Annotated in this window: 22 protein-coding genes; 18 read left to right on the forward strand and 4 right to left on the reverse strand. The window is 40.2% G+C overall.

All coding sequences use genetic code 11. The features are described from left to right. The first annotated feature begins 201 nt into the window (after positions 1-201). The 4 genes from ACM0OW_RS04540 to ACM0OW_RS04555 all read left to right on the forward strand — a co-directional run bounded on the left by ACM0OW_RS04540 (position 202) and on the right by ACM0OW_RS04555 (position 7,716). Positions 202-1,896, forward strand: coding sequence for a hypothetical protein (locus ACM0OW_RS04540; RefSeq protein WP_414548859.1), 1,695 nt, complete (start codon positions 202-204; stop codon positions 1,894-1,896). Between the two features lie 222 nt (positions 1,897-2,118). Further along, positions 2,119-3,636, forward strand: a complete 1,518-nt coding sequence (locus ACM0OW_RS04545) for a thioredoxin-like domain-containing protein (protein ID WP_414549177.1) — start codon at positions 2,119-2,121, stop codon at positions 3,634-3,636. 192 nt (positions 3,637-3,828) lie between these two features. Beyond that, on the forward strand, positions 3,829-4,245 hold the full coding sequence (locus tag ACM0OW_RS04550; protein WP_414548860.1) for a KGK domain-containing protein: 417 nt from the start codon (positions 3,829-3,831) through the stop codon (positions 4,243-4,245). Positions 4,246-4,593: 348 nt separating this feature from the next. Beyond that, positions 4,594-7,716: a plasmid replication protein, CyRepA1 family gene (locus ACM0OW_RS04555; RefSeq protein ID WP_414548861.1), complete on the forward strand. Its 3,123-nt coding sequence runs from the start codon at positions 4,594-4,596 to the stop codon at positions 7,714-7,716. Between the two features lie 81 nt (positions 7,717-7,797). On the opposite strand, the gene dusB is transcribed toward ACM0OW_RS04555, so the two are convergent. Further along, complete coding sequence (dusB, locus tag ACM0OW_RS04560; protein ID WP_414548862.1) at positions 7,798-8,850, reverse strand: tRNA dihydrouridine synthase DusB; 1,053 nt, start codon at positions 8,848-8,850, stop codon at positions 7,798-7,800. A 56-nt stretch (positions 8,851-8,906) separates the two neighbouring features. Then, complete coding sequence (locus ACM0OW_RS04565; RefSeq protein WP_414548863.1) at positions 8,907-9,722, reverse strand: Rpn family recombination-promoting nuclease/putative transposase; 816 nt, start codon at positions 9,720-9,722, stop codon at positions 8,907-8,909. Positions 9,723-10,264: 542 nt separating this feature from the next. On the opposite strand from ACM0OW_RS04565, the gene dnaK reads away from it, so the two are divergent. Beyond that, positions 10,265-12,169 carry a molecular chaperone DnaK gene (gene dnaK / locus ACM0OW_RS04570; RefSeq protein ID WP_414548864.1) on the forward strand — a complete coding sequence of 635 codons (1,905 nt, stop codon included), beginning with the start codon at positions 10,265-10,267 and terminating at the stop codon, positions 12,167-12,169. Between the two features lie 347 nt (positions 12,170-12,516). Further along, on the forward strand, positions 12,517-13,167 hold the full coding sequence (locus ACM0OW_RS04575) for an acetoacetate decarboxylase family protein (RefSeq protein WP_414548865.1): 651 nt from the start codon (positions 12,517-12,519) through the stop codon (positions 13,165-13,167). 71 nt (positions 13,168-13,238) lie between these two features. On the opposite strand, the gene ACM0OW_RS04580 is transcribed toward ACM0OW_RS04575, so the two are convergent. Then, complete coding sequence (locus ACM0OW_RS04580) at positions 13,239-14,840, reverse strand: helix-turn-helix domain-containing protein (protein WP_414548866.1); 1,602 nt, start codon at positions 14,838-14,840, stop codon at positions 13,239-13,241. 979 nt (positions 14,841-15,819) lie between these two features. Between ACM0OW_RS04580 and fdxB the strand changes: the two genes are divergently transcribed. The 9 genes from fdxB (at position 15,820) to ACM0OW_RS04625 (ending at position 23,019) form a co-directional block, all read left to right on the forward strand. Then, positions 15,820-16,113: a ferredoxin III, nif-specific gene (fdxB, locus tag ACM0OW_RS04585; RefSeq protein ID WP_414548867.1), complete on the forward strand. Its 294-nt coding sequence runs from the start codon at positions 15,820-15,822 to the stop codon at positions 16,111-16,113. 754 nt (positions 16,114-16,867) lie between these two features. Further along, entirely contained in the window at positions 16,868-17,839 is a 972-nt protein-coding gene (locus ACM0OW_RS04590; RefSeq protein WP_414548868.1) for a cytochrome c oxidase subunit II, read from the forward strand. Between the two features lie 175 nt (positions 17,840-18,014). Next, positions 18,015-19,664 (forward strand): cytochrome c oxidase subunit I, encoded by a 1,650-nt coding sequence (gene ctaD, locus ACM0OW_RS04595; RefSeq protein ID WP_414548869.1) that lies wholly within the window; start codon positions 18,015-18,017, stop codon positions 19,662-19,664. A gap of 185 nt (positions 19,665-19,849) precedes the next feature. Next, positions 19,850-20,437: a cytochrome c oxidase subunit 3 gene (locus tag ACM0OW_RS04600; protein WP_414548870.1), complete on the forward strand. Its 588-nt coding sequence runs from the start codon at positions 19,850-19,852 to the stop codon at positions 20,435-20,437. 151 nt (positions 20,438-20,588) lie between these two features. After that, complete coding sequence (locus ACM0OW_RS04605) at positions 20,589-21,071, forward strand: hypothetical protein (protein WP_414548871.1); 483 nt, start codon at positions 20,589-20,591, stop codon at positions 21,069-21,071. Between the two features lie 23 nt (positions 21,072-21,094). After that, positions 21,095-21,262 (forward strand): hypothetical protein, encoded by a 168-nt coding sequence (locus ACM0OW_RS04610; protein ID WP_414548872.1) that lies wholly within the window; start codon positions 21,095-21,097, stop codon positions 21,260-21,262. A gap of 5 nt (positions 21,263-21,267) precedes the next feature. Then, positions 21,268-21,879: a cupin gene (locus ACM0OW_RS04615; protein WP_414549178.1), complete on the forward strand. Its 612-nt coding sequence runs from the start codon at positions 21,268-21,270 to the stop codon at positions 21,877-21,879. A gap of 51 nt (positions 21,880-21,930) precedes the next feature. After that, the gene (locus ACM0OW_RS04620) at positions 21,931-22,395 is read left to right on the forward strand and encodes an ArsC/Spx/MgsR family protein (RefSeq protein WP_414548873.1); all 465 of its coding nucleotides are present in this window, start codon (positions 21,931-21,933) and stop codon (positions 22,393-22,395) included. Positions 22,396-22,650: 255 nt separating this feature from the next. Beyond that, positions 22,651-23,019: a four-helix bundle copper-binding protein gene (locus tag ACM0OW_RS04625; RefSeq protein ID WP_414548874.1), complete on the forward strand. Its 369-nt coding sequence runs from the start codon at positions 22,651-22,653 to the stop codon at positions 23,017-23,019. Between the two features lie 77 nt (positions 23,020-23,096). Here the strand turns inward: ACM0OW_RS04625 and cysK are convergent, their stop codons facing one another. Beyond that, positions 23,097-24,056, reverse strand: a complete 960-nt coding sequence (cysK, locus tag ACM0OW_RS04630; RefSeq protein ID WP_414548875.1) for a cysteine synthase A — start codon at positions 24,054-24,056, stop codon at positions 23,097-23,099. A 955-nt stretch (positions 24,057-25,011) separates the two neighbouring features. On the opposite strand from cysK, the gene ACM0OW_RS04635 reads away from it, so the two are divergent. From ACM0OW_RS04635 to ACM0OW_RS04645, 3 genes are read left to right on the forward strand one after another with little or no spacing between them, the layout of a single operon-like run. Continuing rightward, entirely contained in the window at positions 25,012-25,437 is a 426-nt protein-coding gene (locus ACM0OW_RS04635) for a hypothetical protein (protein WP_414548876.1), read from the forward strand. A 41-nt stretch (positions 25,438-25,478) separates the two neighbouring features. Then, positions 25,479-25,745: a hypothetical protein gene (locus tag ACM0OW_RS04640; RefSeq protein ID WP_414548877.1), complete on the forward strand. Its 267-nt coding sequence runs from the start codon at positions 25,479-25,481 to the stop codon at positions 25,743-25,745. A 2-nt stretch (positions 25,746-25,747) separates the two neighbouring features. Beyond that, entirely contained in the window at positions 25,748-26,059 is a 312-nt protein-coding gene (locus ACM0OW_RS04645) for a hypothetical protein (RefSeq protein ID WP_414548878.1), read from the forward strand. The last annotated feature ends 201 nt before the right edge of the window (positions 26,060-26,260 follow it).

Raw genomic sequence — 26,260 nt, forward strand, 5'->3', positions numbered from 1 at the left:
TTTTTTTTATTTATGTTTCCATTGCTACGGCAAAAGCCTGTAAAAATTATTAATTATTTTAAAGTGAGCTGAAAACATCTAAAGAAAATGTTAAAGGGTGTAGAAAAAACTTTACCTTTTGGGCTATGGTGTCTGATGCACGGTTTAAGTCAAAATAACTTAATCAGTTACTGACGACCAACCATCACTAGGATGAAATGCATGAAATTGTGGCAGCCAGGGGTGCTAAAGCAAATATTTTCTCTGAGATTTACTATTTTTAAGTGGCTGATGACATTGGTGCTGGTATTGAGTTTAACCAGTTGTGGTGAAAAAGCTGGTAGCCAAGAAGTGCCTGTGAGCCAGAGAAATAACCCGCCTAAAATTTCTCAGATTTCTCCGCAATTTTCGGAAGTTTCGCCACCAGAGGTAATTCAGGAACTACGTCTCACCTTGGAAAATTATCGGCCACAGGTGACAATCCTATCCCCCCAACCTGATGAAGTTATTCAAGATAATACAGTTACAGTCAGCTTTCAGGTCAAGGATATACCAATATTTAAAGATCCTGAATTGGAATTAGGCCCTCATCTACACGTAATTCTCGATAACCAACCTTATATAGCTGTTTACGATGTCAATCAGCCTCTAGTTTTGCCAGATGTTTCCCCTGGTACACATACTCTACGCGTTTTTGCTTCTCGTCCTTGGCACGAAAGCTTTAAAAATGAAGGTGCTTACGCCCAGACAACATTCCATATTTTCACTAAAACTGAGGATAACAACCCTGATCCTACTCTGCCAGTGTTGACCTACAGTCGTCCTAAAGGCAGTTACGGAGCAGAACCAATTTTACTGGACTTTTATTTAACTAACGCGCCTCTGCGCCTGGTAGCTGAAGACAACCCTAACGATACAGTCAGCGATTGGCGCATCCGTTGCACTATTAATAATGAAAGCTTCATTTTGGATCGCTGGCAACCAATTTACCTCAAGGGATTCAAACCCGGTAACAATTGGGTAAAACTAGAATTCCTCGATAATCAGGGAAATCCTCTAAAAAATGCCTTCAATACCACAGCCAGACTGATTAATTATCAGCCCAAGGGTAAAGACACACTTTCGAGAATTGTCAGAGGAGAATTAAAAGCAGATCAGGCGCGTAGTATTGTAGACCCCAATTACACTGCTCAGAAACCAGTAGTTGAACCTACACCTACCCCCAGCGTTGAAACAACACCAGAATCACAGCCTCAGATTATTCCTAAAACTGAAGTTCCAGAAACACCCGTAAAACCGACACCCCAAGTTGAAGCAACCGAAAAATCAAAGTCTGAGGGATTCTTCAAACGTCGTGCAGTTCCGACAATAGAACCGTCACCGAGTTTACCCCCGACACTACCAGAGATTATTGAGTCACCTGCATCAAAAGCAGAACCTGAGATCATTCCCACACCTCAAATTCAAACACCGGAAAAATTAGCTAAACCAGAAACGCCAAAATTTGAGGGATTTTTCCAACGTCGTTCAGTCCCGACAACGGAACCATCAACCAGTTTACCCCCGACACTACCAGAAATTATTGAATCACCTGCATTAGAAGCAAAACCTGAGATCATTCCCACACCTCAAGTTGAAGCACCGGAAAAATTAGCTAAACCAGAAACGCCAAAATCTAGTGAGTCACCTACACAGGAAGAACAACCAGAGGGAATGTCAACAGGTGAATCAATACCGTTACCCACAAAAATTGCTCCCGACCCTGAAAAACCGTCATTAAAAAGATATTTCAACCCGCGACAGCTGCCAAAATTTAAATTATCTCCTAGTGAGTCTCCAGTAGTTCCAGAAACTACTCCTATACCAGAACAGGAACAAAGACCTGGAGAATACAAAGTTACCACTATGGAGAAATAACCAAAACACCAGTGAGGAGGGCAGATAAGAAGTAATTTGGCAGAAATACAGCAGTTTGCAAGTGAGTAGAGTTGATCAAAAAATAATCAACTACATCTGTACTTCATTTCAATGAAAACTGCTGAAAATCAACCATTTTGGGGGGTGGGTGGGCATCCTGCCCGCCCGGATTATGAGACAACTATATTAGTATCGCCTACCAATAAAACCAAAGGATACTCGATGACTCCCCGTGTCAGAGCGCCAGAATTACCGCAAAATTACACTTGGCTGAATACTGATCAGCCCTTGTCTCTCAAAGAACTCAGGGGTAGAGTCGTAATTTTGGACTTTTGGACATATTGCTGTATTAATTGTCTGCATATTCTGCCAGATTTGAAATACTTAGAACAAAAATATCCAGATAGCCTCACTGTTATCGGCGTACACTCAGCCAAATTTGACAACGAAAAAGGAATTGAAAATATTCGCCAAGCCATCCTGCGCTACGATATCGAACATCCAGTTTTAGTAGATAGAGATTTTCGGGTTTGGGAAGAGTATACTGTGCGTGCTTGGCCTACCTTGATGATTATTGATCCAGAAGGTTACGTCGTAGGTTATCTCTCTGGTGAAGGCAAGCGTGATACTTTAGACGAATTAATTCAGCAGTTAATTAGTCAACACCAAGAAAAAGGTACGATTAATTTGCAGGAACTCAGCCTAAGTTTAGAAAAGCAGCGTCAACCATTAATTACACCATTGGCTTTTCCCGGTAAAGTTCTCGCCACTCCATCCGGCTTATTCATCGCTGACTCTGGTCATCACCGTGTAGTGATGACTAGCTACAACGGGGAAATTCTGCACTTAATTGGAACGGGAAAATCTGGCTTAACAGATGGTGCATTTAACCAAGGGCAGTTTTTCGCACCCCAAGGAATGGCATTTGATCCAGAAAATCAGATTCTTTACGTTGCTGATACAGAAAATCATACCCTGCGACGAGTAGACCTCCAGCGTCAAATAGTAGAAACCATCGCCGGAACTGGTGAACAAAGCCGCAATATTTCTCCTCATGGGGGTGCAGGACTAGAAACGCCCTTAAATTCCCCTTGGGATATAGTGCTATTGGGACAAACCCTGTTTATTGCAATGGCTGGGGCGCATCAAATTTGGCAAATGAACTTAGAAACCAGTATTGTTAAAACCTATGCTGGTACTGGTGCAGAAGCTTGTATAGATGGTTTGCTTACCGAGTCAATATTTGCTCAACCCAGTGGAATCACCACCAATGGACAAGAATTATATATTGCTGATAGTGAAGTCAGTTCAATTCGTGGCGTAGGACTGAAAGAACCGCAACAAGTCATAAGCATTTGTGGTAGTAAGCAATTATTTGGTTTTGGTGATGTTGATGGACAAGGTGAGAATGTCCGCTTACAGCATTGTTTAGGAGTGGAATATGCCCAGAATTATCTGTGGGTAGCGGATACCTACAACCACAAAATTAAATTAGTCAGTCCCAGTACAGGCAATTGTCAAACAGTATTGGGAGATGGTTCTGCGGGTTTACAAGACGGTCAAGGTCAAAATACACGCTTTTTTGAACCGTCGGGACTAAGTGCTATGGGTGACTATCTATATATTAGTGATACGAATAACCATGCTATCCGGCAGGTAGATTTGAGTACGTTTGAGGTGACAACTTTAGAGTTTCTTGGTTTATGTGCGCCTGATGTGTGTGTTTCGCCTAAAAGTTAATTAATTCATGCAAAGATACGAATAAAAATTTTGCCCCTTTGCGGGAGATTTAATAAAAAATGTTTGCAAGAAATTAGAATAATTACTAATTAGGGTTAATTTCCGTATTTTTACTGACTTAATGCTAATTCAATTCGGTGTAATCTGGAATTTGGTTTAAATTATAATGTTTGTATTATTTCTAGTAATTGTATGAATAATAAATTCACACCATTAGATTGTGATGATGATGTAGTTCTTGTTGAACAAGATACCTTTAAAATAAGTAGATTAAAAGAGTTAGCTACCAACCATATTAGAAAGATGCTTGAAGGGAAAATTTATGATAGTCGAGGAAAATATTTAACACAAAATAATATTAGTGATTTTCAATATATACCTCTCGGCGAACACAGTATGACATCACATGAATTTAGATATAGTTACACAACAACTTGTAAAGTTCTCAAAATTGGTAGTCAAGGTTGGCAGCAAGGCAAACTTCAAGTTCAAGTAATTATATCACCATTCAAAAAAGAACTAGATAAAGTGTTGCTAGAATTTGCTCCTGATCAAGTTGATGAACTTGAATCACCTCTAGACGAGCTTCGCAAGCAAATACAAATATAAAAATAGTGTAGTTGTACCTTATTTGCAAATAACAAGAGACTGAGAAACCCGATTTCTGGAAGAGGTGGGGATATTTTTGTATAACAATAAATACTTTAATTAATCCTGTTTTAGGTAATTTTTAGAAAAATTACTGAAATATCAAAAGTAATATAGCATAAATATTACAATACAAGCTTATTACTTGAGCAGTTTACTCTCACAGAATCATCCACTTGATGACTCACCGATGTATTTACTGTAACGTAGTAGCAAAAGTATCTTTAAACCCTCGTAATATCTTCAATAAAAAATCAGCGAATGCGTGGTAAGTTTTAAATCCATCGTATTCCGTTCAAGGGTCGCCCAATGCATCTACACTATTTACACACCCAACACCTTGAGGAATTAGTCAAGAGTAGTAGTATAGATTTACACTTAGCGCAACTTAATTTTAAATCTCTCCAAGATGCGTCACCTTATGAGTATCTGTTAATTTCTGAGCATATTCCCCGTACCAACACTGGTATGGTGCGAAATGGTTGGTTACAGCGCTATAATCATGTCACTGCAGGCGGTTGGTGGTGTTCTGGTCTAGATCCTTTAAATAATTGGGAAGCAATGGAATGGGGATGTTTTAAACCAAACCAACCCCGAATTAATAAAAATGGTAAATCCATCAAGTACGAACATCCACCCAGCACACCCACACGGGTATTTTGTCTGCGGGTAACATTAAAAATTTGGCAGCAAGTATCTGAACGGTATAATCTAGCCATACCCAGCAGTATCAACGTTGATGCTCATGGAGAAGCTGAGGGGTTTTGGCAATGGGTAATAAAACAAAATATACCTGTGGTTATCTGCGAGGGTGTGAAGAAAGCAGCAGCATTATTAACACAAGGATACGCTGCGATCGCCATTCCGGGAATTACCAGTGGTTATCGGGTTGTCAAAGATATATTTGGTAAAGTCACAAGTCGCCAACTAATTCCCGACTTAGCAGCATTTGCAATCACAAAACGCCCCTTTTATATTTGTTTTGATTTTGAAACTCAACCGAGAAAAGTTGCTGCTATCAATAACGCCATTTCCCAACTAGGTTGTTTATTCCAAGAAAAAAACTGCCCTGTTAAAGTTATCGAACTTCCCGGAATAGAAAAAGGTGTTGATGAGCTAATTGTTGCTAAAGGTGCAAGTGCTTTCGATAAAGTTTATCGTCAAAGTATTGATTTAGAGATTTATTTAGCCCAAAGCAAACCCCATACTCAGTTAACTATTCCGGCTGCACTCACAGTCAACTGTCCTTACTTAGAAGATGTGAGTTACCCCACTGCGGGATTAGTGGGAGTAAAATCAGCCAAAGGAACAGGAAAAACCACAGCACTACAAACTATTGTTAATAAAGCTAAAACTTCAAATCGACCCGTATTGTTAATTACTCACAGAATTCAATTAGGTAGGTTTTTGTGTGAGAAGATTGGTATTCAATGGGGATTTGATAATCACCAACATTTAATGCAAGCAGATAAAACGTTACCTATTATCAGCGAAGCATTAAAAAAAAGTAAGTCTTTCGGTTTATGCGTTGATTCTATTTGGAAACTCAACCTCCAAGATTGGCAAGGGGCAATATTAATTCTAGATGAAGTAGAACAATCCTTGTGGCATCTACTCAACAGTGATACTTGTAAACATAAAAGAGTTAAAATTTTAAAATTATTTCAACAACTAATTTCTACAGTTTTGACAACTGGAGGGTTAGTAATTGCCCAAGATGCTGACTTATCAGATGTATCTTTAGAATATTTGCAAAAATTATCAGGAATTAAAATAACACCTTGGGTGCTGTTAAATCAATGGAAACCGCAGAAAGGCTGGAATGTGACTTTCTATGATTCTCCTAACCCCACACCGTTGATTCATAAACTAGAATTAGATTTAATAGCAGGACGTAAATGTTACGTTACTACAGATAGTCGTTCTGGGCGTTATAGTTGTGAAACAATTGAAGGCTATCTCAAAGAAAGATTAGAAAAATTACGACAGCAATTTCCCAAATCTTTAGTAATAAGCAGTCGTACAACCAGCACACCTGGTCATGCAGCCGTTGATTTTGTTGGAGATATTAATCAAAAAATTCCTGAATACGATACCGTTTTTGTTACTCCTAGCCTTGGTACAGGAATTAGTATTGATGTCCAACACTTCGACCGAGTTTATGGCATTTTTCAAGGGGTAATTCCTGACTCAGAAGCACGACAAGCATTAGCCAGAGTCCGAGATGATGTTCCTCGTATTGTCTGGTGTGCCAAGAGAGGAATAGGGTTAATTGGTAGTGGTAGTACAAATTATCGCTTACTATCTGATTGGTATCAAGAAAATCAAAAGGAAAACTTAGCCTTGCTGAGTCCTTTACATAAAATAGATGTAGATTTACCATTAGTTTATGACCCGATGCATTTGCGGACTTGGGCAAAGTTATCTGCTAGGGTAAACGCTTCGATTCGTCTCTATCGCCAATCAATGCAAGATGGTTTAATAGCAGATGGGCATCAAATTTGGTTACGAAGTAATGCTGTTCACAATAATATTGTGAGAGATTTACGCCTAGCATTTTTGGCAACAGATTCTGATGATGTAGAAAACCGAAAAAGATTAGTTGTAGAAATTGTTAAAGTGCAAAGAGACTGGGCAGAGAAGCGTCAGAAAGCTAAAGATATTAAATGCCAAATTAGAGAAATTAAGCACCAACATCAATTATTAGCCGCGACTGCTGTAGCCAAAGCGAGAGATATTAATGATCTAGAATATGACCAATTATTAAATAAACATTCTCTTACAGAATCGGAACGTCACCAAATTGATAAATATAGCCTTAGACAAAAATATGGTATTCCCGTTACTCCTAAATTAAAATTACGGGACGATAAAGGATACTATTTTCAATTACTTATTCACTATTATCTTACACATGAAAGTGAGTATTTTCATGTCAGAGATCAACAAGAATGGCATCAACAATTACTGTGGGGTGATGGTAAAGTTTTTCTGCCAGATTTAAAAACTTATACTGGCAAAGTTGAATCTATGAGAGCATTAGGGATGCTGCAATTTTTAGAACTAGAAAGAAAATTTACAGAACATCATCCTGATTTAATCTTGCTGAAAGATGTTGCATCTCAGCATAGTAAACATATTAAAAGAGTGCTGGGTATTGATTTAGTGAGGGGAAAAGAAAGTATTTCAGCTATCAAAATACTTGGTCGCCTATTAAACTTATTAGGGTTGAAACTAAAAAGAGAATATGAAACATATCAAATAGATACAGATACATTATATGATGGTAGGGAGAAAATATTTACAGTTTGGCATCAACGCGATGAATTAATGTTGGCTGGCATCAATAATTTTGACTCTAGAACGGCTAATAATTATTCAAAATTAAAGGTTGGATCTGGGAAGAATAAATATGTCGGGGTAAACAATTAAAGAACCTCACCCCAACCCTCTCCTTAGTAAGGAGAGGGAGCAACAGTCTGCTTTCTGCTTAATAAATGGGGCTGATTTAGATTAAGCAACTTGAAAATCTTTTGCTTCCTCCATTGGTTCATAACTATGATTTAACTGTTCAATTCCTCGGTCAATTAAATCTAAACCTTGCTGAACTGTTTCAATTAAACTTAGCTTTCCCCGTAACTCAGCCGCACCGACAAAACCTTTCGCGTACCAAGTCATGTGCTTACGGGCTTGACGGACACCGCGATCGCCTTTATATTCCCATAATGCTTGTAAATGATCTCTGGCACATTCCAAAAGCTGAATTGAGTTTGGTGGCGGTAACATTTCGCCAGTTTTCAAGAAATGGTCAATTTCTCCCACCAAAAAGGGATAACCCAAAGTCCCACGAGAACACATCACCCCATCAGCGCCAGTTTCTTCCAAACATCTCACAGCAGCTTCCACTGAAAAAATATCCCCATTCCCAATTACCGGAATAGAAAGCACTTCTTTCACACGGGTAATCCACTCCCAACGGGCATTACCATTGTACCCTTGAGCGCGGGTGCGTCCATGCACTGTAATCATTTGCGCCCCAGCATCTTCCATCCGCTTGGCAAAATCAAGAATCGTGATTTCCTGGTCATTCCAGCCAATGCGGGTTTTTACCGTAACTGGAACATTAACAGCTTTCACTACCTCTCGCACAATCGCTTCAGCAACTTCTGGTTGTCGCAATAAAGATGAACCGCCACCATTCTTAGTAATTTTATTGACCGGACAGCCCATATTAATATCAATAGTATCAGCACCCTCCGCAACAGCCTTAATTGCGGCTTCTGCCAAAAAATCCGGGCGACAATCAAATAATTGAATGCTGATTGGTCTTTCTCTAGGGTCAACCTCCATAATTTTGGGTAACTCTTTCACATAGTGCAACCCCGTAGCATTTACCATTTCTGTATATAACATCGAATCTGGCGCATAGCGACGCACCAGACGACGAAATACCATATCTGTCACCCCAGACAAAGGCGACTGAAGAACTCGACTTTTTACCTCAAAGGAGCCGATTTTCAGGGGCTGAGAGAGTTTAGCTTTTAAAGTAGGAGATAGTGTAAGCATAGAATTTAAATTTGTGAAAATTGAAAATGATGGCATTTAGACCTATTTATGTGCGTTTAATCTCCTTGTGCAGCTTGCCTAACTTGTTCTAAATTCAAATCTAACGCCTGGGCAATTTGTTCAACCGTCAAACCCAACGCCAATAGTCGAGACACGGCCGCTAATTTCGCTTTCAAACCACCTTCCTGTATGCCTTTCTGCTTCCCTTCTTGTAAGCCTTCTTCTTTAGCTTCTTGATAAACTCGTGTCTGCTTCAAATCGCTTAACCCAAACATTTCTTCAATCTCCTTTCGATTCATTTTGGGAAATTTGTAAACCAAGATTGTCTCTATTAATTGTAGTAACTGCTGCCGTTTTGGTTCAGCGTTAATCTCTTGCTGGCTTCTGTCTATTAACTCCCTGGTAGTTACAATTGCTGTATCTTTATTCTCAACTATTAATTTAATAGTAGCAATCCCAATCGGCAATGATACTGTCTCCCCTAATTCATCAAGATAAATACGGGTAACACGCTGGCTAGTAAAAAATTCGTTGTAATGATTGATATCTGAAGTATCGAGGCTGCGCGTGGGATAAATTATTACTCCTCGCCATGAGTTTTTAGGTTGATTTTGCCGCAAATATAAATATATTTCGGAAAACAGGCGCGAATAAATTTCCGTATCATTTTGAAACTGAACCTCAACAAAGTAAATGGGATTTTGTTCGCCTTGTGTCGGCAGAAAAACGCCATCTATACGAAATGCAGTTTGCTTAATTTCTATAGAAGAGAATGTGTAAGTCTCGGCAACCTGGGGGGAGTTCCCAATTAATTCAAAAAAGATACTGGGCAATTCTTGAAAAAGGCGATAAAAAATACTGTCGGTTTTCACTCTTGATGTAGTGCGGAGATTTGCATTCTTGGGATTTTACCTCTGATGGGTGAACATTATCCACTTATGCACCTAAATAGTATCAATGTACTAATTCAAATAATTTTGTATAGCATGACTGTCATTTAACAGTGTTATTGGGGATATAGCGCCTTTTTATGGCTATTTATCCTGAGTAAATCTAGGGTTTGTTACACCTAAAGACGGCAAACACCACTTTGAGATTACGGTTCACCCTAATTGCTGAAAGTATTAATTCTCATACATTAGACAGAGTGAAAGTAAATTTCTCAATGAACGAACTAAATACATCCTTTAAAATTAACCGTCCCGTCCAAGGTTCGGGAAACCCTCCTTCATGGACTGGCTATAACTGAAGTTCTCAGTATATATATCAGGATAACTTGAGGTTTTAACCCCAGGAAACCCGAATTAAAGGTTGTGAATGCTGAACTGACTTTTCTTTGACACCAGTTGGTTCCAGATTTAGCCCCCTATAATCCCATTCATTCATTTGTAGTTATACGGAGACAATAATTAAAATGGCAAAAGTTGTTGGAATTGACTTAGGTACCACAAACTCTTGCGTAGCAGTTATGGAAGGCGGTAAACCCACCGTTATTGCTAACGCCGAAGGTTTTCGGACAACACCATCAGTAGTGGCATTTGCCAAAAATGGCGATAACTTAGTTGGTCAAATCGCCAAACGCCAGGGCGTAATGAACCCTGAAAATACGTTTTACTCAGTCAAACGCTTTCTAGGAAGACGCTACGACGAAGTTGGTAACGAGTCTACGGAAGTTTCTTACAAAGTCCTGAGCAGCAACGGTAATGTTAAGTTAGATTGTCCGATAGCTGGTAAACCCTTCGCTCCCGAAGAAATTTCTGCAAAAGTTCTTCGCAAACTCGTTGAAGATGCCAGCAAATATCTGGGTGAAACTGTAACCCAAGCTGTAATCACTGTTCCAGCATACTTTAATGACTCCCAACGACAAGCTACAAAAGACGCTGGTAAGATAGCAGGCATTGAAGTTTTGCGGATTATCAACGAACCTACAGCCGCTTCTTTAGCTTATGGTTTTGATAAGAAGAGCAACGAAACCATTCTGGTATTTGACCTTGGTGGTGGTACTTTCGACGTATCCATCCTAGAAGTAGGCGATGGTGTATTTGAAGTGTTAGCTACTTCTGGTGATACTCACTTGGGTGGTGACGACTTCGACAAAAAAATCGTTGATTTCTTGGCTGAACAATTCAGAAAAGCAGAAGGAATTGACCTACGTCAAGATAAACAAGCCTTACAACGTTTGACTGAAGCCGCAGAAAAAGCCAAAATTGAGCTTTCTAGCGTTTCCCAAGCGGAAATCAACCTACCATTTATCACTGCTACCCAGGATGGTCCGAAGCACCTGGATACAACTCTAACCCGTGCTAAGTTTGAAGAACTCTGCTCGGATTTAATCGACCGTTGCCGCATTCCTGTGGAAAACGCAATCCGGGATGCTAAATTAAGCAGAGCCGATATTAATGAAGTTGTATTAGTGGGTGGTTCTACCCGTATTCCCGCCGTGCAACAGGTGGTGAAGAAGGTATTAGATAAAGACCCCAACCAAAGTGTTAACCCTGATGAAGTGGTAGCAGTTGGTGCGGCTATTCAAGCAGGTGTACTAGCGGGTGATGTCACAGGCATCTTACTATTAGATGTTTCCCCACTGTCTTTGGGTGTAGAAACCTTGGGCGGTGTGATGACTAAAATTATCCCCCGGAATACCACAATCCCCACCAAAAAATCGGAAGTCTTCTCTACAGCCGTGGATGGACAAACCAATGTGGAAATTCACGTCCTTCAAGGTGAACGGGAATTCTCAAACGATAACAAGAGCTTAGGAACCTTCAGACTTGATGGTATTCCTCCCGCACCACGTGGTGTACCACAAATTGAAGTGACCTTTGATATTGATGCCAACGGTATCCTGAATGTCACAGCTAAGGACAAAGGCACTGGTAAGGAACAATCTATTAGCATTACTGGCGCTTCGACTTTGGATAAATCCGACGTTGACCGCATGGTGCAAGAAGCTGAAAAAAATGCTTCTTCTGACAAAGAACGTCGGGAAAGAATTGAACGCAAAAACCAAGCTGATTCCTTGGCGTACCAAGCCGAGAAGCAGCTGCAAGAATTAGGTGATAAAGTTCCTGAAGCTGACAAGACGAAGGTGGAAGGTTTGGTGAAAGATGTACGTGAAGCTGTCGCCAAAGAAGACGACGAGCAAATCAAGAAGTTGACACCAGAATTACAACAAGCATTGTTCGCTGTTGGTAGCAATATCTATCAGCAAGCTGGTGGTGATGCGGCTGCGGCTGGTGCTGAACCTCAAGATGGTGGACCTACTCCTCCTGGTGGTGGTGATGATGTAATTGACGCAGATTTCACTGAAACCAAGTAGTTTTAAAGCTTGCCCCATTTAGTATTTTTACCCATCCAAGCTGATGCCTGGGTGGGAATTTTTTTAAGGGGTGAGAAGATAAAATGAAACCTTTCCCCTAACCTCTCCCCGCAAGCGAGGCTACGGTGTACACACAAGTGATCTGATCCCCCTAAATCCCCCTAAACCCCTTCGGGGATGCGCCTTCGGCGTAGAAAAAGGGGGACTTTGATTCTAGTTCCCCCCTTATCAAGGGGGGTTAGGGGGGATCGAAACGCTGTTAGGCAACTTGATAAGACTTGTGTGTACACGGTAGGCAAGCGAGGAGGGGAAGAACTGAAATCTGTTTTTTTACTTTGAGTTCTTTTATGTCATACCCTTCAGCCCCTTGGATTCTTAAAGGTAATGCTATTCAAACTCTGCATTTGGTGAATATTGACCGAGTAAGGCTGCTTGTGCCGCCAGAGTTAGATATTATTTCTGTATGGCCTGGTAAAACTATCGGTGGTGTGTATTTATCCAAATATGGCTCAGGTTCGGTGCTGGAGTACAATGAGTTAATTTTTGCCTCGGCTGTGGTGATTTATCAAGGTAAAATCGGCATTTGGGTATCTCACATTTATGTAGATAATGTAGATTCTGTGGCTGGTGGTCGGGAAATTTGGGGACTACCCAAGGAACTCGCTGATTTTAGCTGGGAAGAAAAACGTGTTACTGTCCGTCAAGGCGATGTCTTGCTATGTACTCTGAACTATGATCAGCAAAGTTTAGGATGGCGACAAGGGTTAGGCGCTGCTAGTTTCAGTACAATGGGTACTAATTTGCTCAAATTTGACTTTGACTTTGAGACTCGTTTGGGTTTGGTGGGTTCTAAGTTAGAAGTGGGTGTTGACAGTCCTTTTGCGGGGATAGGTTTAAGTCAGCCTTTTGCAACTGTGGGTTGTGAACAGATGACTTTACGGGTGGATGCGCCTAAAGTTGTAGGACACACCACAGGTTACGGAACACCAAAAAATTAATTACCCAAGAATTATAGCCGATAGTGGTGGGTTACGGACTATCGTCCTAACCCACCCTACAAATTGGGGACTTAATCAATATTTAGCACTTTCCGTAAAAGTGCTTGGTCTTCGGCTTTAACTTTCAAACGACCATTTTCTACATCGCGTATCCAGCTTTGGCTTTTACCTGTTAACTTTGCTAATTCCCTCTGGGAAAGTTGCAAATTTTTTCGCGCCTGTAAAATCTGTTCGCCGGGTAAATCGCTGATGGTGTTGGTTTTTCTTCTACTTTTTACAGTTCGCCTTGGCTTTTTTTGTAGTTGAGAGGTGCGCTGTTCCCATTCTGCTGGTAGTTCAAAAGACAAAATTCGCGCATTCATCAATAGATTCCACTTACCACGGGGGCCGGAATCTGTAAGGCGGTTGTTACCTCCACCGTCATTAGTCCAAAATTCTAAAGCTTCCTCTGGATCTTCGGGAATACCCATTAACTTCGCCCACAAAGGTTGAATTTCTAACGGGTAAGTTACTGGATCAAAATTGGGTTTAATTCCATGATGATTAAGAACTTCTAAATCACTTTCAAAAGTTCGTAGTAAACGTTTACGTTCTTCTCTTTGTCTAGAGGCAATGGTAACTTTTTCTTCACCGTAAGCAATGCGTAGTAATGTAGGGACAGTGATGCGTTGTTCTTTGCCCATTTTGGTTTTAAACAGCAACCACAGCATTAATCTGACTGCTCCTTCATGTTGCTGCCAAATGCTCATAACAGTAGTTAATAGCGTTTTTGGTAAACTGCCATATTGATAAAATGCAGTTCGCTCTTTACACGCTTGTTTGTTTAAGAAATACTGCGCCCAGATTCCGGCTTTTACTTTAAAAGTTAATCCTACTAAATATTTGCACCCCAAATCATCTTCCTGAAAGTGATGTTGAATATTGATTAGATGCCACAAACGGCTACCTGTAACTGAAAATCCGGGAATACGACCTTGCTGAGGCCAGTCAATGGAAATCATCAATGAACAAGCTTGCTGGACAATATTTTTGATTAAAGCTAGCTTGGCATTTTTACTTAAGTCCTTGCGCTTCTCTAAGCCTAAATATTTCTCAATTTGGCGTTCATCAATGGCAAACTCCTGTTCCCAAGGTTGATCTGAGGAGGTAGCATAAGCAGCAAACATGAGATGAATGCAAGTAGCTCTAATATCAAGGGCTGCAATTGCGGCTAACTCAGTTATACTTTTACTAGCGTGAGCGCTGACTGGAAATGGATCTTCGAGATGAAAGGCGATCGCACCCCGTCCTTGTTTCACTTTTCTGCCATAAGATAAGTGACCTTCTTGATTGATTTCCCAATTCAGGGATGTGCGTTGTGCTAATACATTACAAGCTTCCCAAATCACAATCGCCGAAGCAAAGGGATTATTTTGACCATTGGCAAATAAATCCGGGCTAGGTGCATCTCTCGGTTCAACTTTACATCTGCCTTTTTTGGCTTGCCAAGGTATGGGCGAATTAGTGGGACACACTATGACACATTGCGGTTCAGGATAATAGCCCTCACAGTTATTACAAAGATTAGGATCGATCCAGTATTCATCGTTCTCGATTTTGATTGCACCCGTAGGACATTGGGGGCGGCAGTTGTCACATCCATCGCAATTGTTGTTAGGAATTGTATAAGGCATACGGCTATCGGGCTTCTTCCCACTCTAATTGTTGAGATGTTTGGCTTAAGTCTCCCCTGGATATTTTTTCGCTATTTATCAATGGACACCAAATTATATTTTCAGCAAAAATCATCTCTGCTTGCTGTCATAATTCCCCACATCCATATTCTAATTACACATCCAACTACAAGATATTTTCAATGTTTAAATTTAGCTTCTTATTAGTTCTTTATTAACTATACATTTCATAAATGATTAGAGGGTTTTGTTCATAATGAGCCTAGAAACTTTTCTTAAGACTTTAATTAAAGTTAGGCTATAAAGTGTTTTTATTAATCTTATAACTTTACTTCGAGTGTTTTTGTAGAACATATATGTGTTTAATTAGGAGAAGTAATTTTCTTTATTAATAATTTTAATATTTACTATAGGGAATTTTTCTGTTGTTAGATATACATTTTGATATATGGATGAAAAAAGGAATAAGATATTTTTAAAACTCTAAAAAATAAGTTGCTTCAATTTATTAAAAATGTGCAATTTTAATTTTATAGCTAACAAAATTAAAATTATTCACTGTAATAAATAAACATATAAAGGGTATTTATAAATACACATATTAATATATTGGTTATTCGTATCAAAGAAAAAATGTCATTATTTTTAATATCAATTTAATTTGCAACATAGTAAACAGTATTAATTTATATTGGCTAACACATAGGCTTAATGCTGGTAGAACATAAAAGCCAGAGAGGCTCATGGAGATTTTACAGGACGTAACTTATTTTTCATCAGTAATTGACTACTAAATCAACCTGCGAATTATTGATAATGAATTTCATTTAATAATTAATAGGGCTAATTTTACAGAAGAAATTCCAAAAAGTCAGGGAATTTTAATTAGACAAAAAATAATTGTTTGACAGTAAAACTAGATAATAATATTAGGTTAGTATGATGATTAAAGTACAAACAAATTGGTAGGCATTTATTCATGGCACAACTAACAGGATTGACATTTGGCGGTAATCCCTGGACACCTAAATTTGCCCAGGAAATTGACTACGAAAAATGTATCGGCTGTGGCAGATGCTTTAAGATATGTGGTCATAATGTATTAACCTTGAAAGCTCTCAACGAAGAAGGGGAATTTGTAGAGGATGAAGAGGATGATGAAATTGAGCGTAAAGTAATGGTTGTGGCTCACCCAGAAAACTGTATTGGTTGTGAGGCTTGTTCACGGATATGTCCCAAGAATTGCTACAGCCATACCGTATTAGACAATTAAGGCTGTGGTAATTTGCTTAAGGTTTTTCTGGTTATAAAGGGTACTCTGAAAATAAAGCACGAAAGCACAAAGCAAGGTAAATAGAGGGGAATTATATATATTTACTGTAACTAGCAAAAAGTTCACAGTAAACAGAATGGTAAATCGTAAATTGTTAGTTATTAACAAATTAATACTTGCGGCTAAACTAGTACAGCATGGCGTAAATAGACCAATCATTCCAAGTCAATGAAAAGCCTATACAATAAGCTTTTTTACCCTTCAACTAAGCTCAGGGTAAACTTTTGACTTTGAACTTCCGCCCTGCGGTGCTAGTCTGATCAATATTAAGGCTAACTGTGTCATCTGGGAGTACCTAACTTTTTTTGTAGTAGCCGTATCTGGCGTGACAGAAATTTAAATATAATCTTAAGTCTTGGGGGTAAGGATATGAAATTATCTGGAAAATTCCCCCAAATTTTGTCAGAGTGAGATAGAAAGTTAATAAGTGAAGACAAAAAACGCTGACCTGTGAAAATGTAAAAACCAGTAGCCACGAATATGGTAAAAATCATCAAAATACAAGATAAAAAGTAAAGCATTATCTTGTTTGGCTAGGGTGATACATCGAAAGTGCAGGATGCGATCAACTGGGAGTGAGGAGAGACGCGATGAATCGCTTCTGTGCAAGAGAGAGTATCTAAATACCTAATCACAATCTCCTGATCCCAGAAAATCACACCTTTAATGACCGCTTAAAGAGCAGGTAGCATATATGCAAAAAGTTCCTGTTTCACTATGGACTCTGGTTGCTGGAGTTGTAATTACAGCAATTAGTATTTGGTTAGGACAAAATCACAATCTACTACCAGTACAAGCATCTCAACAAGCGCCTTTGGTAGACGGATTTTTCAATGTCATGTTTACCATTGCGATCGCACTGTTTCTGATTGTAGAAGGAACTATTGTCTTATTTTTGGTTCAATACCGTCGCCGTCGGGGTGATGATACCGATGGTGTACCCGTAGAAGGTAACGTTCCCTTAGAAATCTTTTGGACAGCAATCCCCACAGTGATTGTAGTCGCTTTGGGCATCTACAGTGTAGATGTTTACAACCAAATGGGCGGATTTGAGCCTGGGAGTCATCCCCATGCTGCGGCTCATGTTTCCCATGTGAGTGGAACCGCAATCGCAGCAACTCTTGATGGCAGTTCCGCATCTGGAAGTACCGCGAATATTGGTATTGGTGCGTCTCCCAAATCACAGGGTAAACAAGCCGATTTGATTGTGGATGTCCAAGGAATGCAGTACGCCTGGATATTTAACTATCCCAATAGTGGAATTACCACTGGCGAGTTACACGTTCCCGTTGGTGCTGATGTGCAGTTGAATCTTTCAGCCATTGATGTAATTCACTCCTTTTGGGTTCCACAATTCCGGTTGAAACAAGACGCGCTTCCCGGTATCGCTACCCAACTGCGATTTGTCGCCACTAAACCAGGTACATATCCTGTAGTTTGTGCGGAATTGTGCGGTGGTTATCACGGTTCGATGCGATCGCAAGTAATTGTCCACACACCAGAAGAGTTTGATAGCTGGTTAGCAGAGAGCCAGATTGCAGCAAAGCAAGACCTCAACCAAGCGGTTGCAGTTAATCCGGCTGAGTTATCAACTTCAGAATTTCTCGCTCCCCATGTTCATGATTTGGGGATGAATGCAGCAACTCTCGCGCAGCTTCAGAAGTAGTCGTTGGTGATGACGACTGACTTAGGACAAATAGGACTTACACAAAATCAGGAAGAAACGTTCGCGAAGCGTGCGCGAAGCGCATACCACACAGACACAGAGGACACAGAGCCATAAGAGGTTTAGAAAGTTCTTGTGTAAGTCCTGATCAAGATAAATTGTCGCAAAATAGCTTATGACACAGGTAAAGTTTCCAGGGAATGTGCCGACTGGGGGAAATCATCCCCAGGCGTGGAAATGGCAGGACTATTTTACATTTAATGTTGATCACAAGGTGATTGGAATTCAATACCTGGTGACAGCATTTGTGTTCTATCTCATTGGTGGATTGATGGCGGTGGCTTTGCGTGTGGAATTAGCAACGCCAGAGTCAGACTTCCTCGACCCCAATCTGTATAACGCCTTCATGACTAACCACGGGACGATCATGATCTTCCTGTGGATTGTCCCCAGTGCTATTGGGGGATTTGGGAATTATCTCATCCCTTTGATGCTGGGTGCTAGGGATATGGCCTTCCCGAAGCTGAATGCGATCGCCTTTTGGTTGAACCCAGTCGCCGGATTACTAGTTTTAGCTAGTTTTATCTTCGGTGGTTCCCAATCTGGTTGGACAGCTTACCCACCATTGAGCTTGGTAACAGCACCAAATGCTCAAACCCTGTGGATACTAGCGATCGTTTTAGTCGGAACTTCCTCAATTTTGGGTTCGGTGAACTTTGTGATCACCATCCTGATGATGAAGGTTCCTAGCATGAAATGGGATCAATTACCCTTATTTTGCTGGGCGATTTTAGCAACTTCTGTCCTGGCTTTGCTTTCTACACCTGTATTAGCTGCGGGTTTGGTGCTGTTGTTATTTGACCTCAACTTTGGCACATCCTTCTTTAAACCAGATGCAGGCGGTAACGTTGTTATTTACCAACATTTGTTCTGGTTCTACTCCCACCCCGCAGTATATTTAATGATTCTGCCCATTTTCGGCATTATGTCGGAAGTAGTTCCAGTTCACGCCCGTAAACCGATTTTTGGTTATAAAGCGATCGCCTACTCTAGTGTAGCTATCTGCGTCGTCGGTTTGTTCGTCTGGGTACACCATATGTTTACCAGTGGGACACCCGGTTGGATGCGGATGTTCTTCACCATCTCCACCCTCATCGTTGCTGTGCCGACTGGCGTAAAGATTTTCGCCTGGGTTGCTACCCTTTGGGGTGGTAAAATTCGCTTCACCAGCGCCATGCTATTCGCCATTGGCTTATTGTCGATGTTCGTTATGGGTGGCTTAAGTGGCGTAACAATGGGAACCGCCCCCTTTGATATTCACGTCCACGATACCTATTATGTAGTCGGACATTTCCACTACGTTCTCTTTGGTGGTTCAGTGTTTGGCATTTATGCCGGTATTTATCACTGGTTCCCCAAAATGACCGGACGGATGCTGAATGAAACTTGGGGACGGGTTCACTTTGTCCTTACCTTCATTGGTACTAACTTGACTTTCTTACCCATGCACAAGTTGGGTTTGCAAGGAATGCCCCGCAGAGTGGCTATGTATGACCCCCAATTTGTTGACCTGAATCTACTTTGTACCGTTGGTGCATTTGTTTTGGGGATATCAGTAATTCCTTTCACCATCAATATTATTCAAAGTTGGCGGAAAGGAGAATTGGCGGGTGATAATCCTTGGCAAGCTTTGAGTTTAGAGTGGACAACCAGTTCACCACCGATAATTGAAAACTGGGAAGTATTACCTGTTGTGACTCATGGCCCTTATGACTACGGCCATAGTGATACAGAAACATCTGGGACAGCAGAAATTAGCGCCTAGTTAATTCTTTGTGTCTTCGTGTCTTTGTGGTTGATATGATGTCCGCCAAATCATTAGTAGGGGCGGGTTTATTCAGATTATTGTTGGTAATTGAGCATATCTGTGAACCCGCCCCTACATATTAACTGGACATGATATCAAAACACCAAGGCACAAAGATTGATATTTGTTAAAGGGTAAACAATATGACCGTAGCTACGACGACGGAACATCACGAAGAACATCATCCAGATTTACGCATCTGGGGACTGTTAACGTTTCTGTGTTCTGAATCACTGATGTTTGGGGGCTTTTTTGCCACTTATTTGTTCTTTAGAGGCATTACAGAAGTTTGGCCTCCAGAAGGAACAGGAGTAGAATTATTTTTGCCTGCGATTAACACCGTTATTCTGGTATCTAGTAGTTTCGTCATTCATTTAGGTGATGTGGCGATTAAAAAGAATAACGTCGTAGGAATGCGGTTTTGGTATCTTGTCACCGCACTCATGGGGGCTATTTTCTTAGTTGGTCAGGTTTATGAGTACATGAATCTAGGCTATGGCCTGACTACTAATGTTTTCTCCAACTGCTTTTATCTCATGACTGCGTTCCACGGTTTACACGTATTTGTGGGACTGTTATTGATTTTAGGTGTAGTTTGGCGATCGCGTCGTCCCGGTCATTATTCTGCTACCAAACATACTGGCATCGAAATGGCAGAAATGTATTGGCACTTTGTAGACATTATCTGGATTGTGCTATTCACATTGGTGTACATTCTCACGCTGTTTTAAAGTAGTGTCGGCGGGTTGCGGGGGCGGGTTTAGTTATATCCTCGTTGATATTGAGTCATATCTGTAAACCCGCCCCTACAGAGGACTGGATAAAAATACCCTTTATTTCCCCAATCCTCAATTACGAATTACGAACTACGAATTACGAACTATGCTTGACTCAAATCAATTCTCATGGTTTCAGGTTCCAGATGATGTCAAAAATTTATTAATTTTGGCAGCACAAACTTGGGAAAATACTTCGGAGTCAGAAAAGTATATTCATCAAGCTTTAGCTAAGGCTGGGGATAATACTGAAATTTTGGTATCAGCATATAGATTTTTTTATTATAAAAATAATTATCCACTAGCGCTACAAACTGCAATTAAAGTTTTAGATAAAATTAAAGAAGTAGAAAAGTTTCCAGATGATTGGGAACAACTCCAGCCCATATTAGTTAAACGGCTAGAGGAACCCAGAATCAGATTGTACTTAAATGCTTATGCCGCTTCTGGAATGGTATTAGCAAATTTAGGGGAAATTGAGCAGGCGAAAGAAATCAGTATTCGAGTCAAACAAATTGACGAAGATAATAATTTTGGAGCCGCAATCCTTTGGGATATTTTGACACGTCCACCAGATGAAGACGATTAATTAACTAAAAACAATCAACAGCCATGAATAGTTTTTCTATCTACCAACCTATTTCGGTATCGGAAACTTCTGAGCCTACTCCTTATCTGCCTGTGATTACCATCAATCCTTTGCCCCCTAGTCCCGGCATCCCTAGTAATTTTACTCCCCCTAAATTGGTCGTATCTCAGTCTTCTCCATTAATGATTTAATGATGATCCAAGGTAAGGATTGGCTTGTAACTGGAGATGGTGAATATCAGCCTTGTAAATCCGTGAGAGCATGGGATTTATTGAGAGAAAATTATCGTCTATATCGGTTTTTAACTGAAGTAGAAGATGTTCTCAATGGGGTGGAAGACGAATCGAGTTGTCTGCCAGAAATCCGAATGCTTGTGAGGCGTTTGATTGTAAATTCCTACTGGGTACAAAGTCAATATTCACAACCTGATCCTAAAACGGGAAACTCTGTTTTACTCCTGTACGATGAATTGGGTTTTCCATTAACTGTGCAAACGGTAACATTTGCACCGGGAACTCGTTCAACTATTCATAATCATGGGACGTGGGGAGTTGTGGCTGTGTTAAAAGGTCAAGAAAAAAACACTTCATGGCGACGTACCCACAGCCCCGATTTTGTTGACAAAATTGCACCTACGGGAGAGATAACTTTATTTCCCGGAGATATTGTCAGCTTGACTCCCGATGCAATTCACAGTGTGGAAGCAGTGGGTGAGGAACCAACTGTGACTTTTAATGTTTATGGAGAAACTGACCCGCAGGAAAGGTTTGAGTTTGACTCATTTACCCATACAGCTAGGAAGTTTTGATGAGGGGAATAAGGGAGAGAAATGAGTATTTAGTAATTTGGGAGTAAGTCAATGGCTAGAGTGATTTTCTATGAAAAGCCAGGTTGTAAAGGTGGTGTCAAGCAAAAAGTTTTGCTCACTGCGGCTGGTCATGAAGTTGTCGTGTGCAACCTGTTGAAAGAACCTTGGACAATTGAGCGCTTGCGGTCATTTTTTGGCGATCGCCCCGTTGCTGAATGGTTCAATCGTTCTGCTCCCAAGATAAAATCTGGGGAGGTGGTTCCGGAAAAAATTGATGCCCAAAAAGCTTTAGAACTAATGCTGGAAGACCCTTTGTTAATTCGCCGTCCTTTGCTAGAAGTGGACAGTCGCCGTGAGGTAGGTTTTGATGTGGAAGCAATTGATGCTTGGATTGGTTTAAAGCCTGTGGATGAGTCTTTGCGAGCAGTCAGTGAAGGTCTCACGAGCCAGAATTTACAAGGTTGCGCTCACGGTCATAGTCATGATCATCATCATGATGGTGGTTGTAAGCATTAGGGCGAACTGGTATTTCCATTGAAAATTGGTGAAAACCTGATCTAACTGGGTGTTGTTGCAAAGTCAGTTCTACGTAACTCTTTCAGCAATGCCTTTTTCATGCTGTGTATCACTTCGGATAGAATCCTGCTCATTCAATAGTTAGATGTAGTCTTTATTACATTAGTTAGAAGTAATTGCATCCACAAACTTTTAAGGTGAGTCAGGAGGTAATCACACCTCATAAGTCAACTTAAAAAGTTAAGGATTTATCTCATGGCCATCGAACAACTGAGCTTAAACCAAGTTAACCGTGATCTCAAGGAGTGTATTCAAAACTGCTTGGATTGCCATAGCATTTGCCTAAATACTGTGACATATTGCCTACAACAAGGTGGTCGTCACTCAGAACCAAATCATATCCGCCTGATGCTTGATTGCGCGGAAATTTGCACCACCAGTGCTAATTTTATGCTCCGAACTTCAGATTTACACACTCGCACCTGCGATGTTTGTGCTGTACTGTGTGAACGTTGTGCAGATGACTGCGATGATATAGGTAGTGATGGTCAGATGAAAGCCTGCGCTGATATGTGCCGTCGTTGTGCCGAATCTTGTCGAAGAATGGCCATGACAGCAGCGTAAATCATTGTAGGCGAGAAATGAATCATCACTTCTTGTTGATATTTTTGAGAAGTGATGATACTTCTTGCTCATTTCTTTTAACGCAGATCAGCAGTGTTCAAAGACAAATCTTGAAACATGGGCGTGCTGAGATAACGTTCTCCAAAGGAAGGTTGAATCATGACGATTAATTTGCCGGCATTTTCTGGGCGTTGCGCGACTTGGATTGCTGCACATAAGGCTGCGCCGGAGGATATACCAGATAATAATCCTTCTTCTTTGGCTAAACGTCGCCCATAAGCGATCGCTTGTTCGTCACTAACTCGAATCACTTCATCAAGCAATTCCAGACGCAGCACATCAGGGACGAATCCCGCGCCAATACCTTGAATTTTATGAGGACCGGCTGCACCACCTGAGAGAATGGGGCTATTGCTGGGTTCAATTGCGATCGCTTGCAAACTCGGCTTGTATTCTTTTAATACTTCTGCAATCCCTGTAATCGTCCCACCAGTCCCGACTCCAGCAATCACGATATCTACTTCTCCGTCAGTATCTGCCCAAATTTCTTCGGCGGTAGTTTCTCTGTGAATTTTGGGGTTAGCTGGGTTGCGAAACTGTTGCAGCATCAAAGCGTTGGGAGTATTGGCCACAATAGCTTCAGCTTTATTAATCGCCCCTCGCATTCCTTCCGCGCCTGGTGTTAATTCTAACTTTGCACCGTAGGCTTTGAGCATAGAACGTCGTTCTTGGCTCATTGTCTCTGGCATTGTCAAAATTAAACTGTAGCCACGTGCTGCTGCTACCATCGCTAAAGCAATGCCTGTATTTCCGGAAGTTGGTTCCACTAAAATGGTTTTTCCTGGCTCAATTAAACCCTCTGCTTCTGCCGCCAAAACCATACTAATTCCAATCCGGTCTTTAACTGAAGCGGCTGGGTTCATGCCTTCGAGTTTGACAACTATCCTGGCTCCCACTCCCTCAGCTTGAGGAATTTTATTCAGTTGAACTAAAGGCGTTCTACCAATAAGTTCTGTAATATCTTTAGCAATTCTCATAAATTAACTCCTATGATTTTACGTCTAGAACCAACTATTACGGATCAAAATCAACGTGTATGTATTTAATTTATATTCAGTGTAAGTAAATACGTAAATTATCTACTCTTGCTAACCGGACAAAAATGATTGTCTAAATAATCAATTTGAAGTAATTTTATCACTTATCCTTCACCCGCGATGTTTTTTAGTTACCATAATCTACTTTAATAGCTAAATTCATTTGTCTGTGGTTGACTCAATAAGTTTTACTAAAAATGAATTTCCGCAGAAAAAAGTTATTCATTTAACTTTCAATAATTTATAATTAGTATATAAGGCTGCATTTACAGTCAAAGATTAATAGATTATTTGTGAAATTTATTGTACACTCACCACATAATCTATTTGCTTGAGTACAAACTTTGAACATCAAAAATTAGAATAAAAACGGCTTTCTAGTATTGCCCCATATAGCTTTAAGCCTGAGTGCAGAAATCCTAGTACCCCACCTCATAAATACTCGTACCTCATCTCATAAATACTCGTACCCATCCCCCAAAAAAATTATCTAAGCCTGATGAGATAGCCGTTATAGGCTTTGAGTACAACTTTAATAAATTTAATAATCTTAATTTCGCTAGATTAAACTCGGCTCAAAAGGGACGACTGCTATAAATTTTGTAGGATTTACGCAGAGATTCCCCTCTACCCCCCGAAGTTCCTAGGGTTTTACCCAACGAATTAGGGGGGACTTCTTAACTCTTGTAGTTACGAAGATGTTAGTCCTCAGTTGATAATTATAGCTTTTGTGGAAAAATCAGTAACTTTTCAGTAGTCAGTGAACAAACTGAAGGCTGATAAATGGTTAAACTTTAGTATTAGAAATGTTTGAAAAGTGGAAAGCAAAAACTGGTTAGGTAAACAGCAACAGAAATTTGTCTGGGTGCATACTATCTAACACAGGAGAGCAAATATGAAAGTCAAACTTCTTAATGTTCTCACAGTTTGTTTAGTTACCTTAGTAGTGCTTTCTCCAGGGTTAGTAGTATTTAGCATAGTTTGGGGACGACATATTGAGTTCGTTAAGATGCAGAATTTAGCCTGTGAAGTCAACAAAAACAGTACAGCCAATTCTGCCCTTGTTTACCCAAAAATAGCTAAAACTTTATCTCAATATCAGACAAAGAACGAAATCTCTGATCGCAATCTTGTGAACCGATTATTAATTGCTGCCGAGCAATATAGACTTGCAAGCATTTTGCAATGGTTTGTCTTAATCACCCCGATTTTTGTAGGATTAGGGATTATTGTTTACGACAGATATCTTGTTTATCGTGCTGCTATCTTAAAACAACAAGTTGAAATGTTGGAAAGGCTTTGGCAGCAAAGTATCGAGTAATCCTCTCTGCAAATTTTACTCATTAAAGAAGCGAAATTACCATGACAGAAGAACGCCAAATCCAATATTTTGATCTCATTGACCAGTTACTTAAATGTCCCAATGGTCAAGAACCAGAAGTTTTAGAAGCACAACCAGAATTAATTGATGCTCCTTTTGTGGAAACAATGCTACAAGTAGCATCTAGTTTTGCTCATGGTGGTAATCAAGAAGGCGCTCAGTTTTTATTCTTTGTAGCTCGTGAATTAGCAAAGCAACTGGGCTTATATCCTGAAGTTCCAAATTCTGAAGTTGCAAGTAAGGAGTAAATATGCTGCTGACTGAAACCGACGCTGGACAAATTGCGTTAGAGTTCCTCATGGCAGACTGGAATATCTCAGAAGATCATCGAGAGTGGTTTGTGATGTTAGGCTCTCGGCTGATTGGCGAGAGTTGGTACATTGTAGAATTGGGTGTAGAAGGGTTTCCAGATCGTTGGTTTATTGAAGTCTATGATACGGGAATGTGTGACCCAAACTATACATTTATATCACCGATTCCGGCTTCAGAAGGATTTTCAGATTTTGTAGATGTTCCAGAAATGGTGGCTGAAGTTTTAGTAGCAGAGCGTAAAGCTCGTTAATCAACATTAAAATTCAAAATTCAGAATGTACATTAATTAAAACTGAAGATTTTGAGTTTGCTATTTAAAGCTTTCAACCGAGCTAAGAAACCAGACTTCTGAAATTTGTCACAATTAAAGCCGAATAATATATGAGGTGAGGCTAAACTCTAGCACACCTCATTTTTTAATAGGAAAAAAGAAAGAAATCCTGTGAGTTGT

The sequence above is a fragment of the Anabaena sp. CCY 0017 genome, from assembly GCF_963920885.1.
Classification (GTDB): Bacteria; Cyanobacteriota; Cyanobacteriia; order Cyanobacteriales; family Nostocaceae; genus Nodularia.